Here is a 14,726-nt window from a genome sequence, read left to right on the forward strand (position 1 = left end):
ATCGCCTTGACGATAGCCATTTACAAACGCTCGGCATTAAAATACACAGTAGGCCCCCGTAAAAAAACGAACTTAGCAGTAAACCTTATTACGGACACACCACTTGAGATATCTACTAAATAAGAGTCTTCAGTTTTTTTAATTTCTACTTTCAGCTTTGAAGCTGTCGGTATGTTTTTCATCGAAAGGTCTCTGATCTCCCCAAATTCCAAACCTAGACGACAGGTATTAAATTTCGTTCTCAACCACTTCTCAGGAATAACATCAGGGACCTCATCAATATCGAACCCTATAGTTATATTATTTTTATCGTTATCTATGCTTACACCGAAAAGTTCAATAGCATTGATTGGTACGGGGGTGCTGAATACCTTGTTCAGGAAAACAGAACTGTCCAGTTCATTCCAAAATTTCATTTTTTCTCCCTGAAATAGTAATGATCTCTTGCTCCGTCGACCTTGCCATTTCTAGTATTTTCGATTGGTCTTAAATTGAGATGAGCTGGTTGATCACCTGCATTTCCCGGCGCAGAAAACCTATGACCGGCACTATGATCTTGAATAACGATTATTGAACCATCGGCACGAGTGAATTGATACTCCCTAGTCAGAATAGGCTTACCTTCATTATTGAGAATACTTTCATTGTTTTTGCTAGTCATTCTCACGTATTTATACTGGCCAGTCTCGGCTGTTAACGGATCGTATATAGAATCGGGTTGTTGTGTTCTAGGTATCCCCGCCTCCAATTTAGCCTGCTTAAAAGCACCGTTTCGAGAGACCTCGGGAGGAATTAGCTCATTTGGCCGCTCACACGCAGGAGTATTATCCCCTCCCGGACACGAACTCAACCCCAACGGATCCACCCACCCCGTCGGGTTGGGCACGTACTGGTAGCTGTTCAGCCCGCCTGCGAGTTTGATCGGGTCGGGAGTGAGGTAGCGGCCGGTGTTTGGATTGTAGTAGCGATGCCGGTTGTAGTGTAGTCCGCTTTCTTCGTCGTAATACTGGCCCTGGAAACGCAGCGGGTTGGTGATTTCGGACTTGTCGAATTTGAGGACGTTGCCGTAGGCGCGGTAGTGGGCCGACCAGACGATTTGGCCGCGGTGGTCGGTAAGTTCTTGTGGCGTGCCCAGGTGGTCGAGTTGGTAGTGGTAAACCTGTGCTGCGTCGCCTTCACCCTGGAGCAAGGCCAGCGGCTTGAAGGTGCCCGGTTCGTATAGATAGCTGCTGTAGTGGCTGATACCCCGCAAGCCTTTTTGTTGGGCGCTTTCGGCGATGAGACGTTCGCCTTGCCAGAGATATTGCGTGGTGATGCCGCCATAGTCTTTGGCGATGCGGCGACCGAAGGCGTCGTAGCGGTAGGTGACCCGGCTGCCGTCCGGTAGGGTGATGCCGGTCAGGCGCTGTTGGCTGTCGTAGCGGTACTCGCGGGTGATGCGCTGGCCGGCGCCGCGTCGTTCCTGGCTGAGGTTGCCGTAGGCGTCGTACGCAAAATGGCTGTCGCCTTGCATCAGCAGGCGGTTGCCTTTGATGTTGACGTAGCGAGCGTGTCTTGGGCCGTCGGTGCTTTGGTCGAGCAGGTTGCCCGCTGGGTCGTGGATGAAGTGTTCGGTGAGTGTGCCGCGCACGTCTGTCAGGCGGTCGAGCGGGTCGTAGGCGTAGCTTTTGTGCCCTTTTCGGCTGTCGCTGAGCAGGCTGAGGTTGCCGTTGGCGTCGTATCGGTAGTTGCGGCGGTACAGTGGCTGGCCGTCGATGTCGCCGTGGGCATTGAGTTGGCTGACGGCGTGGTCTTGCAGTCGGCCTTGTTCATCGTATTGGTAGTGACTGACCACGTAGCCTTGTTGGCGAACGGTTTCCAGGCCCGCTTCGTAACGGTGCCCGGTAAGCGGTTTGCCGTTGAGGTCGATGGCTTTGAGCGCGCCGCCTTTTTGATAGCGGTAGTGCAGGCGGTTGCCGTCGGGCAGGCGGTAGTCGCTGAGTTGGCCGAGGGTGTCGTACTGATAGCGCAGGGTGGCCCAGCCCTGGTGCTCGCTGATGAGGCGGTCTTGCAGGTCGTATTCGTAGGCCAGTGGCCAGGCGCCGTCGTCGACGGCAGTGAGTCGGCCCAAGGTGTCATAGGTGTAGGTAATTTCGCTGCCGTCGGGCAGGGTTTTGCTTATCAGGCGTCCGGCAGGGTCTCGCTGGTAAGCGGTTATCAGCGGTTCTTCATTGGGATATTCAGCGTCGGGGTATTCGGTCTTTTCCAGCAGTTGACCTTTGAGGTCGTAGGCATAGGCGGTTTTGCGACCGTCAAAGCCGATTTCTTGATGGATTAAACCGTTGGAGTAGTACTCAAGCTGGTAGTGTTCGTGACGCTCGTTTTCGATGCCGGTCAACAGCAAGCGAGCGTTGTCGTAGCGGTAGTTGAGCTGGCTACCGTCAGGGTTGATGCGCCGGCTGATCAGGTGCAGGTTGTCGGCGTATTCGTAGCGGGTGATGTGGCCGCGTTCGTCGCGCTCGGCGGTCACTTTGCCGTAGGCGTTGTAGCTCCAGGCGCGGGTTTTGCCGCCAGGCAAGGTGATTTGGGTCAGGCGGTTGGCAGCGTCCCACTGGTACTGGGTGATGGCGCCCCGCTCGTCCTGCTGGGTGATTTTGCGACCCTGTGCATCGTAGCGATAACGCCGTTGCGTGCCGTCTGGCAGGGTTTCGTCGAGCAGTTGCCCCAATGGGTTCCAGGTCAGGGTGTGCTGGCTGCCGTCCGGGTAATACAGGCCACTCAGTTGGCCTTTGGCGGTGTATTTGTAGTGGGTGACGTTGCCGTCCGGGTCGGTCTGACAGGTGATGTCGCCCTGGGCGTTGCGCTCATATTTCCAACTGGCGAGCCCGCGCTCCACCTTGCGCACGTGGCCGTTGAAGTAGCTGTAGAACGTTGGTTCGTCAGTCGGCGGGATCAGCGCCGTCAGTTGCCCGGCTTCGTTGTACTGGTATTCGGTGACAGCACCGAGCGGGTCTTTTTCGGCGATCAGACGGCCTTTGTCGTCGTAGGCTTTGTGATGCTCGGCACCGTCCGGATCGATCTGGCTGACAAGCCGTGCGTTGTCGTCATGCACATACACTTGCTGGCTGCCGTCACGGTTTTTGACGGTGACCGAGCCTTGGTCGTCCCATTCGTATGTGGCGTCCATCTGCCCGAAATTGGCCCAGTGACGAATGCAGCGCGCCTGTTTTCCCGCATGTTGCCACTGCCAGTAGAACGTTGCGCCCCCGGCCAATTGGCGCTCCTGGATGACATGCTGGGCGTCGTAACGGTAGTGCTCGGTTTCTTGCAACGCATTGCTGGCACTGATCAATTGGCCCGCAGCGTTGTACTGATAGGTGACCTGCGTATGCAGGGTGGTCCAGCGTTCAAGGTGAATGCCGCGTTTCGCGTAGTGCTGATTCGAACGCTCGGCAAACTCTCGACTGTCATCGTATTGCTGGTAGTCAACGGCGCAGAGACGGCCATCGGCGTAGCGCAGCAACAAGGCCCGCCCGGCACCGTTGTCGATACGGTGCAGGCGCCCTGCTTGGTAGGTGATTTTCAGCCGGTTGCCGTAGGCGTCGCTGATGGCTGACAGTTGCAGGTCGTTAAAGTGATAGAAGCGGCTGTTTTTACCCGCCTGCGCAAGAATAAGCTCATCGTTATGCTCGCCCAGATAGATCGCGGCTTTGGCCAGGCTATTAGTGATCGCTGGACGTTGTCGGCTAGGCAGAGGAAAGCGGGTTTGACGGTTCTCATGATCGGTCCACAGCAGTTCCTCACCGTCGCGTTGCAGGCGATGGGACAGTGTATGGCTCCAGCCAAACCCCAGATCGCCGTTTATTTCGACCGCACTGGTGCGATACAGGCGCGTCCATTCAAGCGCCAGAGCGCCGTCGAGTACGCCATCGGTCAAGGTCAGGAGTTCTTCGCCGGTGACCATTGAGACCGGGCAGCCATTGGTCTGGGTGTCTTTGGCGGGTTCGGCAGGTTTGTCGTTGGGGGTTTTCGATTGTGACGGGGCGTCGTCAACGTGCTGGGCAACTTCCAGCGTGGTTTTCGACTGGGGTTTACCACGGGCCAGGACAGTGGCATCAGGAATAACTTGAGCTGCGCCCTCACCGTTTTGAGGCTTTATCTCGACATCAGCCTTTAGCCCTGAATCAAGACGGCCTTCGCCCTGCAAGTAAAACGGTTTACCTACCGTGGCATGGTGTGGGGATCGCGCCTTGCTGGTGCGCATCAACAGGTCGACAAAATCCTGCAAAAATTGAGTCGCTTTGCCTGCACTGCCAACGCCCTTGATGGTCAGGCGCGTAGCCAGCCCAATGCCGCCACTCAGCACAACGCCAAGCAGGATATTGATCAGTAATTCGGTCGTGATGCGAGCCAGTATCTCGCTACGAATTTGTGGCGGTAATATCTTGATCCAGGCAGTAAGAGCTGAGAGATAAGCCCACATCAGGGGTTCATCGCTAGCAATCAGCAAGGCTGTTTGCAACGCCTCTGTGGAAGCGCTCAACAGCAACTTGTACTGTTCTTCAGTAAAGAATTTTTTGAGTTTTTCGTAATTTTTTTTGGGATCACTTATTAGCGAGAAAATCCCTTTAATGTCATCCCATAAGCCGATCAGCGTCTTGATCAGACCATTCCACTGGCTCTGGATATCAATCCAGACACGACCCAGTTCGCCAGCCTCTTGATGGGTTTGCCACAAAGGGAAATATTCGGTGTCCCACTGGGTACGTAGCCACTGGCTCAGGTCATTGAGCAAGTCCTGATAAGAAGCAAAAAACGTATCGAGCTGCTCAGTCGTGATCTGCGGGTAAAAGGTGATTTGGTAGTTTCGATCGGGTAGACAGTTTTCAATCCGCTGGACACCAGAGGCATCAATGACCGTGTCAATTTCAGGACCGCCGCCCATCGGGACCATGCGTACCCGGGTATTGCCGATGGGTATGAAGCGCGCAGCTTCGAAGGCGTGAATCAATGTCAATGTCGAGTTGCGCTGGCATTGGGCAAACAACTTGACCGGCGCCTGGTTGTCCTTGTCTTGGGTGTGTACTTCATCACCGACACGGAACGACTGTTCTGCATCAAGCATGCCGCCGTACCAGGCGTCAGCGTGATCGCGATAGCCTTTTTTGGCTTCGCTCCCCTCAATACAGTGCTTGAGCTCTTCCAGGACCTTATTTATGTCTGGCTGGGAGGCATCCATAGACATAAACATGCTGCCAATCGAAATCATGAAAAAACCTCTTGCTGCACATGAGCCAACAAGAGGCCGCTGTCTTTAAGTTGTGAGGGAGATGAACGCTGTACGAAATGCTCAACCTTTAGCCGCAGGTGGGGCTCGCCAATCGATGCATAGAGCTCAGCCTGGGTGTCTTTGAGCCACTGCATCAGGTTGTCGATCACGGTGTTGAGGTCGCTCTCAGCGAGCGTGTCCAGCAGCTCACCGGGGATTTGCCACCAGGGAAATGCCTGAGCTGCAAGCACCGCCCCCTGCCCCACTGCCACTGGCTGGCTGTTGATCCAATAGCGGTCGAACACCGGTAAAACATCACGGGTCGCGTCACCCAGGTGCTGAAGGATGGGCAGCCAGTGGCGCCCGTCCCAAAAACGAAAAAATACAGCCTCACCTGCGGGCATGAAGACTTGGGTCAGCCCCCGTAAATGCTCGACGATCGTCTCAGGCGTGGCCGTGGACACGGCCAACCATCCCCAGTCATTGGCAGCGGTTTCTGTGGCCCATTGAAGAAACTCGCTGTCTGGCGTCAGGCTTAATAAATAAGGCATGACGGACAACCAGTCGGCAAAGGGCGTTCCAGCCCACACCCTGGCGGCCGGCTCGACGCCTCCTCGTTGGCGGTAGACGGCGAGCGGGTCGGCATCGCTGGTTGAGGTGATCACTGCGTACAGGTTTTCGCCGTGACGCAGCGGGGTATCTACCAGCCACTGCTTCGGGCTTAGAGGTTTAGATGTCACACACGCCTCCCTTGCATTTTTCGCACTCTTCGCAGAAAGGTGCATTGCGCTTGAGGCTGTTGATTTGGTTGGGGGTCAGTACGGCGGCGGTCAATTGCGCAACGCCCGAGGTGACGGCAGGCAACGCCGGCATTCCCGGCACCGGCACGCCCCCCGGCAGTACCGGCGAACTGACGTAAATGCCGGCAGCACTGACGATCAGGTGCTGGCCGCCTGCAGTCAGCGAGATGCAGGCGCCAGCCGATAACACGACGTGGGCGCCGGCCTTGATCGTGACCTCCATGCCCGCTTCGACGGCCAGCGCTCCCCCTACGATGGAGTGGCTGCTGGCGGCGACCTGGCGAAAGTCGTTGGCATTGATCTGAACTTTACGATCGCTGCTGACGGTACGTTGATCTTCACCCTTGAGCACCGAGACGCTGTTGCCGGTAATGGTTTCTTCGCGCTGACCGTCGATTTGCAGAAGGCTGTCGTTTTTGATGTGTTGCTCAAGATCACGCTGGGCATGCAGATAGATCAGTTCCTGGCCCAGCCGATCTTCGATGTGCAGTTCGTTGTAACCGGTGCCGCTCGGGGTGCTGCGACTGCGCAAGACGCTGCGGGTTTTATGTGCGGGCAATGGATACGCAGGCGGGTTGAGGCTGTTGATCAGGCACCCTGAAATAATCGGCTGGTCCGGATCACCCTCAAGAAACGTCACCAGTACCTCCATGCCGACCCGAGGTACGGTGACTGCACCATGACTGTCACCGGCCCATGTGGAGGCCACGCGCAGCCAGCAACTGCTGGCATCGTCATTTCGCCCTTCGCGATCCCAATGGAACTGCACCTTGACCCGACCATACGGGTCGCAGTGCACCTCTTCGTTCGCCGGGCCAGTGACGCGGGCAGTCTGCAGACCTACCGCCTGTGGCTTGAGGTGTTTGAGCTGCGGACGGTAGAGAACGTCCCAAGGAGTGGCGAGGAAGTCGTTGCGATAACCCTGGATAAAGCCGTCAGTCACCAACTCGTGGCTGCTCGCCCCGCGCTCCTCGAGCACTTGCGGTTGACGGCCCTGGTGATGAATTGCAGTCAGCAGCCACAACGCGTTCCAGGTGTCATGCGGGTGCTTGTACAGGGTCATGAAGTGGCCGCTGCTGAATCTGGGCTCGTCACTGACACCGTGGGCCTGGCAGCGGTCGGCACGCTGGCGCTGCAGTGCTCGCTGGCTCAACAACTGGCCGCGTTGTTCCAGCTTGAAGTAGCCAGGGTAGCGATAGTCCTCCAGGTCTTGCTCGACAAGCTGGCGGTCTGGACCGGAGTGGGCCTCGCTCTCACGGCTGGCGGTTTCGAAGTTGTAATCGCGCAAGGTGCTGCGGGTGGAACAGGTGTTGATCCCCACTTCAATGTCACTGACCACGGGCTCATCGGCAACGAGGCCGCTGTGGCTGTGAAAGGGCACGGGATGCTCGAGTTTGGCGAAGGCGCCCTGGCCATCACCGAACACCAGTTGATGCCCTTGGGCTGAGTGACGGAAGTGGTAGTGAATGCCTTCTTCTTCGCACAGGCGCTGGATAAAGTGCAGGTCCGTCTCGTGGTACTGCACGCAGTAGTCGCGCACCGGGTAGGTCGCATCCAGCTTGAAGGTGCAGGCATTACCGTAAATGCCATGTTCTTCAAGAAGCTTGCCAATGATCTGTTCGACCGTCAGTTGCTGGAACATCCGCTGGTTGGTGCGGTGCTCCAGGTAGGCAAGCTGCGGTACGAGCGTGAGGGTGTAAAACGTCAGGCGTTCAAGGGTCTGACCTTGGGCAATGGAGTAGATGTGCCCGTGAACCCCACTTCCATCGGCGGCCAGGAGTAGAAATGCGGGCTTGTGCAGCAGCGCTACCAGGTCAAGATCGGCACGCTGGCTGACCAGGACCAGATCGAAGGCATAGGGTGTGCTGATGCCTTCATCGCCCTTGAATGACAAGACCTGAAGGTCATCAGTGAAGCCGTCAATGGTCAGGCTGAAACGAAACTGAGGCTGCGAGCGTGACATCCGCGACTCCTTGCGCTGCGGTCGCCCGGATGTAACAAAACGTCAGGGCTTATCGGTGCGCAAGTGTGCGATTACGGGGCTGGAACTGGATGTAGGGCGCGTCTATGCCGGAAGTAGCATTAGGCGAAAATCGAGTAGGAATTATGGGGAATTACATGTAGCCGCCGCTAAAACACGACGCTGCGGCGCGCAATAACGACCTTGAATGGCCGCCCTGCGGGCCGCATTGCAGCCTCGTGCCTCATCAGCGACTACAGACGGGAGGTTAGAACAATCCGGAGGTCGGTGGCGGCGTCCCTTTGAGTTGCCAGGAGCCGACCGCGGAGGCTTTCCAGTGCCGTGGGTTGTGGTTGGCCACGGTGCGCGCATTGCGCCAGTGACGGTCCAGGTTGTGCCCGCGACCTGTGGTCGAAGCACCGCCCACGTCGAACACCAGCTCAGCGGCCTTGAGCGCTGACTCGGCAGCGATGTATTGCGCTTGCGCCACATCAACTGCCGCCTGGTCGACCAGTTGCGGGTCCAGATCAGCAGCCCATGCCCGGTCGATGGCATCTGCGGCATGCAACACCACCGCTTCGGCGGTAAAGGCGCGTGCCGAGATGTCACCGACACTCAGCTCAACGTAAGGGTCGTCCACCGAGCGGCTGGCGCTGCTGTGTTTGATCGGACGGGCATGCTCGTTGGCAAACGCAACAGCGTCATTCAAGGCGTTGCGCGCTATACCCGCCTGGACTGCAGCAAGAAACAATTGCAAGAACGGGGTAACAATTGTGCGCTTGCCCTCTTCCACAGTCCGCGTACGGATTTCTTCAGCCAGTACCTGCACATTGTTCAGCCGCGTGGTGCCACTGGCCGTCAGGCGTTGACCCATCGCGTCGAAATCGTCAAGCAGTTCCAGACCTTTGCGATTGCGCGGCAGGATGAACGACACCGGCTGGTCCTCTTCATCCAATGCCACCGCGCTGACCCAGTCAGCGTATAGCGACCCGGTGCTGTAGTACTTGCTGCCGGTGGCCCGGTAATGTTCGCCATCGCGCACAATCCGCGCGCTGATCGAGCCGTTGGCGCCGCCCACTTCCCAACCGGCATTGCCGACCACGGTGCCGTCCAGATAGCGCGCAAACCAGCGCTCACGCTCCACTTCGGCCTGTTCGCTGGAAGATGCCAGCAGCCCCTCGACAAAACCGAAGCCCGGGCGCAAGGCCTGCGCAACGTTGGAATCGGCAGCGGCGATACGGATCAATAAACGGATCACGTCCTTGACCGAGCCGCCGCTGCCGCCGTATCGCACCGGGATACGGGTGGTAAAAAAGCCGGCCTTGGCAATTTGCGCTACCGCGTCAAACGGCAGCAACCGATCACGCTCGCGCTGGGCAGCCCCCAGAGCAATGCTCGGCAACAACTGGTCGGCACGGGCATTCAGCTCTTCGATTGACGCAACACTATGTTCAGTTACAAGAGACAGCGTAGTCATGACAATTCCTTAAGTGTTCAAGCTTAAATAGCGATCTTCCACAGTTGCGATTCGTCAAACCGCAACGCCGTGCTTTCGGCTTCCAGGGGCGGGACCAACAGTGCAGTGTCGGCGCCCGGCAGGCGCGGCACAGCGCCCAGCAGACGTTGGGTGTAGGCGTGTTGCGGATGTTCAAACAACGTGTCGACCGGGGCGCTCTCCACCACTTGGCCGTGTCGCATGACCAGTACCTGATCACTGACATGGCGAATCACCCCCAGGTCATGGGAAATAAACAGGTAGGCCAGCCCCAGCGAGGCCTGCAGATCTGCCAGCAGGTCCAGCACTTGCGCCTGCACCGAGACGTCGAGTGCCGAGACCGGCTCATCACAAATGATCACTTTCGGGTTGCTGGCAATGGCGCGGGCAATGGCCACCCGCTGGCGTTGCCCGCCCGACAATTGCAAAGGCCGCCGGGTGGCCAGTTCGGCGGGCAGGCGCACCTGGTCGAGCAATTCACTGATGCGGGCGGGCTGTTGCGACGCCGCAACACCGGCCACATCCAGCGCATCACCGAGGATCTGGCCGATGCTCCAACGCGGGTCGAAGGAGCTCAGTGGATCTTGATAAATCACGCTGATGTCGCGGCGGCGCAAGCGCCGGTCTTTCTCCGCCACCCGCTGGGCGCCCGCACCCGACCAGGCATGCCCCAGAAACTCCACCTGCCCGGCATCCGGTTCGAGCAGCCCGAGGACAATGCGTGCGACCGTGGTCTTGCCCGAACCGGACTCACCGACGATCCCCAACGTGCGTCCGGCCTGCAGCTCAAAACTGACGCCATCCACCACCTGACGCGATTGCTGATCGGGGCCGATATAGCGTTTGCCCAGTCCGCTGGCCTTGAGCAGCACCGGCGAGTCCGCACCGGGCCTGGGGGGTACCACTTGCCCGCTGTTGTGCGACGACAGCCGCGTGCCCCGCGCATGTTCGGCAGGCACCGCATCCAGCAACGCCTGGGTGTAAGGATGGCTGGGGGTGCGCAACACCTGCTGCATCGGCCCCTGCTCGACCACCACACCGTGGCGCAGCACCAGTACTTCGTCGGCCAGTTGTGCCACCACCGCCAAGTCGTGGCTGATGATCAGCAGCGAGTCACCCCGGGCCTTGATCTCTTGCAGCACCTGCAGAATCTGCGCTTGCACCGTGGCATCCAGAGCGGTGGTCGGCTCGTCGGCAATCACCAACCCCGGGCTCAACGCCAGCGCACTGGCAATCAGCGCCCGCTGGCGCAGGCCGCCGGACAATTGATCAGGCCGCTGACGCGCCCGCAACTCAGGCTCGGGCACGCCGACTTTATCCAGCAACTCGATAACCCGCTCAGCGCGGCTGCGGCGGTCGCCCCAGTGATGAGTTTCGAGTACTTCAAGAATCTCCTTGCCCACCGGGCGCAGCGGATCGAGTGAAACCAGCGCATCCTGCAGCACAAACCCGATGCCTTTGCCGCGCAATCCACGCCAGCCACGCTCAGACAGCCCGAGCAAATCCTGCCCGCCATAACTCAACGTACGGGCCGTGACCCGCGCACCGGCACCCGCCAGACCAATCAGGCTGCGCGCAGTCACGCTCTTGCCAGAACCCGACTCCCCCACCAGCGCCAGGGTTTTACCGGGTGCCAGAGTGAAAGACACATCATGCACTACCGTCTGCCCGCCAAACTCGATGGACAGGCCTTCGACGATCAAGTGTTTATCGCTCATGACAGGCGACCCTCCAGACGTTGTTGCAGATAACGGCCCGCGACTGTGGTCGACAGCGTGGTGAGTACAATGAACAGGCCGGGGAAGAAGGTCAGCCACCAGGCGTTGGCGACAAAATCACGCCCCATGGACAACATCGTCCCCCACTCCGGCGCAGGCGGCTTTGCGCCCAACCCCAGAAAGCTCAGGGCCGAAGCCCAGACAATCGCCTGGCCGACACCCATGGTCAGGGTCACGATCAGCGGACGCATGGCATTGGGTAGCAATTGACGCAAGATAATCCGCCGTGTGGGGTGCCCCAGGGCGACTGCTGCTTCGATGTAGCCGGCGTTGCGCACCGCCAGCACCTGACCACGCACCATCCGGGCGTACCCGGGTGCAGCGCCCAGCCCGGTGGCGATAATCAATGGCCCGATACCGCTGCCAAACACCGCCACAAACAACAACGCCAGCACCAGGCTGGGGAACGCAAAGAGAATTTCCAGCAACCAGCCCACGGCGCGGTCGAGTCGCGCACCGCCAAGCCCGCCCAGCAGGCCCAAGGCAATCGCAATGGTCATGGCCAGTGCGGTAGCCGCCAGGCCGATCAACAGTGACTGACGGGTGCCATAAATCACCCGCGAGAAAATATCCCGGCCGGACTGATCGGTGCCGAACCAATGTGCCCATCCGGGTGGATGGAAGGCATCACGCGGCACAATCGCCAGCGGATCGGCATGGCTGAAGAGGGACGGGAACAGCGCTGCAATGATCAAAAATGCCAGAAAAACCAGCGCCAGCAATGGGCCAAGTGGCACCTTGCGCGCAGTGCGTTGCGCCCGCACACCGGGCAACCGGGTCTCGAGAGTCAGTGCGCTCATGCTGTTTTCCCCTGTTGACGAGGGTCGACCCACAGGTGCAGCAGGTCGACCAGAATGTTGGCCAGCACATACACCGCCGCCACCGCCAGACTGATGCCGATGGTCAGCGGCAAGTCCTGCGCCTGCACCGCCTGATACAACTGGCGCCCAAGCCCCTTGCGCGAAAAGATCACTTCAATCACCACCGCACCGCTGATCAAGGCGCCGATGGCCCAGCCCGACAATGAAATACCCGGCAGCACCGCATGGCGCAGCGCATGCTTGAAGCGCACTGCGATTTCACTCAAGCCACGGGTCCGAGCCGTCAGCACAAAGGGTTGCTCCAGGGTCAGTTCCAGCGACTCACGAGTCACCTGGGCGATAAAACCTGCCAGCGGAATCGCCAACGCCACCGATGGCAACACCAGGGTCCGCCAGCCATCGCTGCCGGCAGGGGGAAACCAGCGCAACCCGAAAGCAAACACCGCCAGCAGCACCAGCCCGAGCCAAAAATGCGGGATTGCCGCCGAGACGGTTTCTGCAAACGAAGCCACCTTAGCCACCCAGCGCTGCCGCCCGGCCGTGAGTACGGTGAGTAACAGCACCAGCAACCAGGCCAGCACCAGAGCGGTAAACGTCAGTTGCAAAGTGGCCCACGATTGCTCGGCCAGCACACGGGTCACGGGTAGATGCTGTGAGTAGGACATCCCCAAATCACCTTGAACCAGACGCCCCAGATACAACACGTACTGAACTGCCAAAGGCTTGTCCAAGCCAAACTCGCGGGTGGCTTCTGCGATGGTTTCAGGGCTCGGGTTGCCACTCGGCCCGCCGAGGATGGCCAGCACCGGATCGCCCGGCATCAGCCGCAGGGCAAAGAAGGTCAGGGTCGCCACGGCCCACAACACCAGCACTCCGCCCGCCAGACGCCAAACGGCGCGACGGCCCACCTGCACCCAGCGCTCGCGCTGCAGATTCACAGTCTCGATTCGGCTCATTTATTCACCCTTTTCATTTGTTAACCCAGGCGTCATACAAATAAGTCACCGCCAGCGACGGTTCCAACCGCACGCCCTGGGTGGTCTTGTAGATGCCCAGACGTGAGCTTTGCGGGTAGGTAGTCAGTTGCAGGTATTGGTTGGAGGCAATCTGCTGCGCCTTGTAATACAGCGCTTTGCGTTGCTCAGGGTCTTGGGTGGTCAACGCCTGGCGCACCAGCCCGTCAAACGCGGGATCGTTGAAGCCGGCGGTGTTCTGGTGATAACCGCCGACCCCGGCCGGGCTGAGGAACTCAGAGCCGAAAATGATCCGCAGTACGTCCGCAGTGTTGGTGTTCCAGTAGCCGATGCGGATGTCGTAGTCCCAGTCCGCCTGGCGCTGGGTAGCCTGCACATCACTCATCTGGTCAATGATCAGTTGAATGCCCACAGCCCGGGTGGTGGCTTGCACCTGCTCCCACAGGGTGTATTCCGACGGCGGCGTGCGGTTGCCTATCACCACATGCACCTGCAGGCGCTTGCCGTCACGGGTGCGATACCCTTCGGCATCGCGCCCGGTCCAGCCAGCTTCATCCAGCAACTGCGCGGCGCGGGCCGGGTCGTAGTCCTGGGCGTGTTCAAAGTCCGGACTGTAGAAACGCGTGGCCGAACTCAGCGGTCCACCGGCACGCGGGAACTCATTGAAGTACACACTTTTGAGCGCCCCTTCGATATCCGAACTACGGACAAATGCTTCGCGTACTTTCACGTCATTGAATGGCGCACGGGTGATGTTCAGCGTGCCGTTGGTAGGGTTGCCCGGACGCAACGCGACCATCACCGTGAGGTCCGGATTACGGCGTGCGGCCTCATGGGATTCGGGCGGCAAGGCTTCGATCACATCGACCTCCCCGGCCTGCAACGAGGCAAAACGCACCGACGGTTCCTGAATGAACTTCCAGACAATACGCTCCAGCCACGCCGGGCCTTGGTGTTTGGCGGTCGGCGGCGCCCAGTTGTAATCGGGGTTGCGCACCAGTTCGACTTGGCTTTGCCGGTCCCAACGGACGATCTTGAAGGGGCCGCTGCCCACCGGGCTTTCGCAGTTTTCATCCCGCGAACGCAGCAACGCGGTCGGCGACTCAATCCCCAGGAACCCTTGCGCCAACACCTCCAAAAAGGCCGCGTACGGCGTGGCCAGGTGCACCACGGCCGTGTGGTCATCGATCACGTCTGTGCTGCGGTACTGGCGGATATAGCCACCGGCCGTGCTCGATTGGGTTTTCGGGTTGGCCATGTGGTCGAGGTTGGCCTTGACCGCTGCCGCGTTGAACGGCGTGCCGTCCGTGAAGTGCACGTCATCACGCAAATGGAAGGTGTAATCCAGACCGTCAGGCGAGACTTCCCAGCTTTTGGCCAACCACGGGCCGATTTGCCCTTGTTCGTCCATCGACACCAGCGAGTCGAGGTATTGCTGACCGATAAATACCTGCGGCATGTCACCGGCAACATGCGGATCAAGGCAGGTGGGTTCGCGGTCCGTGGCATAAATCAGCGTGCCTCCGCTGACCGGTTTGTCACTGCGCGCAACGGTTGAATGTTCCTGCCCGCAACCGGCCAGCACTGTGCACAAAGCTGCGATACCGAGTAGCGGAAATGTTCGAGTCATGGGGGATGTCGTGCGCATAT

General features: G+C 59.1%; 9 protein-coding genes. All 9 read right to left on the reverse strand.

Features of this window, described 5'->3' with window-relative positions; translation table 11 throughout:
* Nucleotides 1-20 precede the first annotated feature (20 nt).
* The 9 genes from NTD86_RS08860 to NTD86_RS08900 all read right to left on the reverse strand — a co-directional run bounded on the left by NTD86_RS08860 (nucleotide 21) and on the right by NTD86_RS08900 (nucleotide 14,706).
* The gene (locus NTD86_RS08860) at nucleotides 21-416 is read right to left on the reverse strand and encodes an immunity 50 family protein (RefSeq protein ID WP_262201821.1); all 396 of its coding nucleotides are present in this window, start codon (nucleotides 414-416) and stop codon (nucleotides 21-23) included.
* Nucleotides 413-5,248: an RHS repeat-associated core domain-containing protein gene (locus tag NTD86_RS08865; protein ID WP_262201822.1), complete on the reverse strand. Its 4,836-nt coding sequence runs from the start codon at nucleotides 5,246-5,248 to the stop codon at nucleotides 413-415. The genes NTD86_RS08860 and NTD86_RS08865 overlap by 4 nt, the downstream gene beginning before the upstream one ends.
* Nucleotides 5,245-5,988: a DUF4123 domain-containing protein gene (locus tag NTD86_RS08870; RefSeq protein ID WP_262201823.1), complete on the reverse strand. Its 744-nt coding sequence runs from the start codon at nucleotides 5,986-5,988 to the stop codon at nucleotides 5,245-5,247. The genes NTD86_RS08865 and NTD86_RS08870 overlap by 4 nt, the downstream gene beginning before the upstream one ends.
* A complete protein-coding gene (locus NTD86_RS08875) occupies nucleotides 5,978-8,011 on the reverse strand; it encodes a type VI secretion system tip protein VgrG (protein WP_262201824.1) in 2,034 nt (677 codons plus the stop codon). The genes NTD86_RS08870 and NTD86_RS08875 overlap by 11 nt, the downstream gene beginning before the upstream one ends.
* A gap of 265 nt (nucleotides 8,012-8,276) precedes the next feature.
* The gene (locus NTD86_RS08880; protein ID WP_262201825.1) at nucleotides 8,277-9,485 is read right to left on the reverse strand and encodes an acyl-CoA dehydrogenase family protein; all 1,209 of its coding nucleotides are present in this window, start codon (nucleotides 9,483-9,485) and stop codon (nucleotides 8,277-8,279) included.
* A 23-nt stretch (nucleotides 9,486-9,508) separates the two neighbouring features.
* Nucleotides 9,509-11,221 (reverse strand): dipeptide ABC transporter ATP-binding protein, encoded by a 1,713-nt coding sequence (locus NTD86_RS08885; protein ID WP_262201826.1) that lies wholly within the window; start codon nucleotides 11,219-11,221, stop codon nucleotides 9,509-9,511.
* Nucleotides 11,218-12,081, reverse strand: coding sequence for an ABC transporter permease (locus tag NTD86_RS08890; RefSeq protein WP_262201827.1), 864 nt, complete (start codon nucleotides 12,079-12,081; stop codon nucleotides 11,218-11,220). Before NTD86_RS08890 ends, NTD86_RS08885 begins: the two co-directional genes overlap by 4 nt.
* Complete coding sequence (locus NTD86_RS08895) at nucleotides 12,078-13,058, reverse strand: ABC transporter permease (protein ID WP_262201828.1); 981 nt, start codon at nucleotides 13,056-13,058, stop codon at nucleotides 12,078-12,080. Before NTD86_RS08895 ends, NTD86_RS08890 begins: the two co-directional genes overlap by 4 nt.
* Before the next feature lie 13 nt (nucleotides 13,059-13,071).
* Complete coding sequence (locus NTD86_RS08900) at nucleotides 13,072-14,706, reverse strand: ABC transporter substrate-binding protein (protein ID WP_262201829.1); 1,635 nt, start codon at nucleotides 14,704-14,706, stop codon at nucleotides 13,072-13,074.
* Nucleotides 14,707-14,726: the final 20 nt, after the last annotated feature.

The organism is Pseudomonas sp. 7P_10.2_Bac1 (genome assembly GCF_025465935.1).
Classification (GTDB): Bacteria; Pseudomonadota; Gammaproteobacteria; order Pseudomonadales; family Pseudomonadaceae; genus Aquipseudomonas.

What these genes read in the sequence shown, in the direction of transcription:
- NTD86_RS08860 (WP_262201821.1), bottom strand. Translation starts at nt 416, where the DNA reads ATGAAATTTTGGAATGAACTGGACAGTTCTGTTTTCCTGAACAAGGTA.
- NTD86_RS08865 (WP_262201822.1), bottom strand. Translation starts at nt 5,248, where the DNA reads ATGATTTCGATTGGCAGCATGTTTATGTCTATGGATGCCTCCCAGCCA.
- NTD86_RS08875 (WP_262201824.1), bottom strand. Translation starts at nt 8,011, where the DNA reads ATGTCACGCTCGCAGCCTCAGTTTCGTTTCAGCCTGACCATTGACGGC.
- NTD86_RS08880 (WP_262201825.1), bottom strand. Translation starts at nt 9,485, where the DNA reads ATGACTACGCTGTCTCTTGTAACTGAACATAGTGTTGCGTCAATCGAA.
- NTD86_RS08885 (WP_262201826.1), bottom strand. Translation starts at nt 11,221, where the DNA reads ATGAGCGATAAACACTTGATCGTCGAAGGCCTGTCCATCGAGTTTGGC.
- NTD86_RS08890 (WP_262201827.1), bottom strand. Translation starts at nt 12,081, where the DNA reads ATGAGCGCACTGACTCTCGAGACCCGGTTGCCCGGTGTGCGGGCGCAA.
- NTD86_RS08895 (WP_262201828.1), bottom strand. Translation starts at nt 13,058, where the DNA reads ATGAGCCGAATCGAGACTGTGAATCTGCAGCGCGAGCGCTGGGTGCAG.
- NTD86_RS08900 (WP_262201829.1), bottom strand. Translation starts at nt 14,706, where the DNA reads ATGACTCGAACATTTCCGCTACTCGGTATCGCAGCTTTGTGCACAGTG.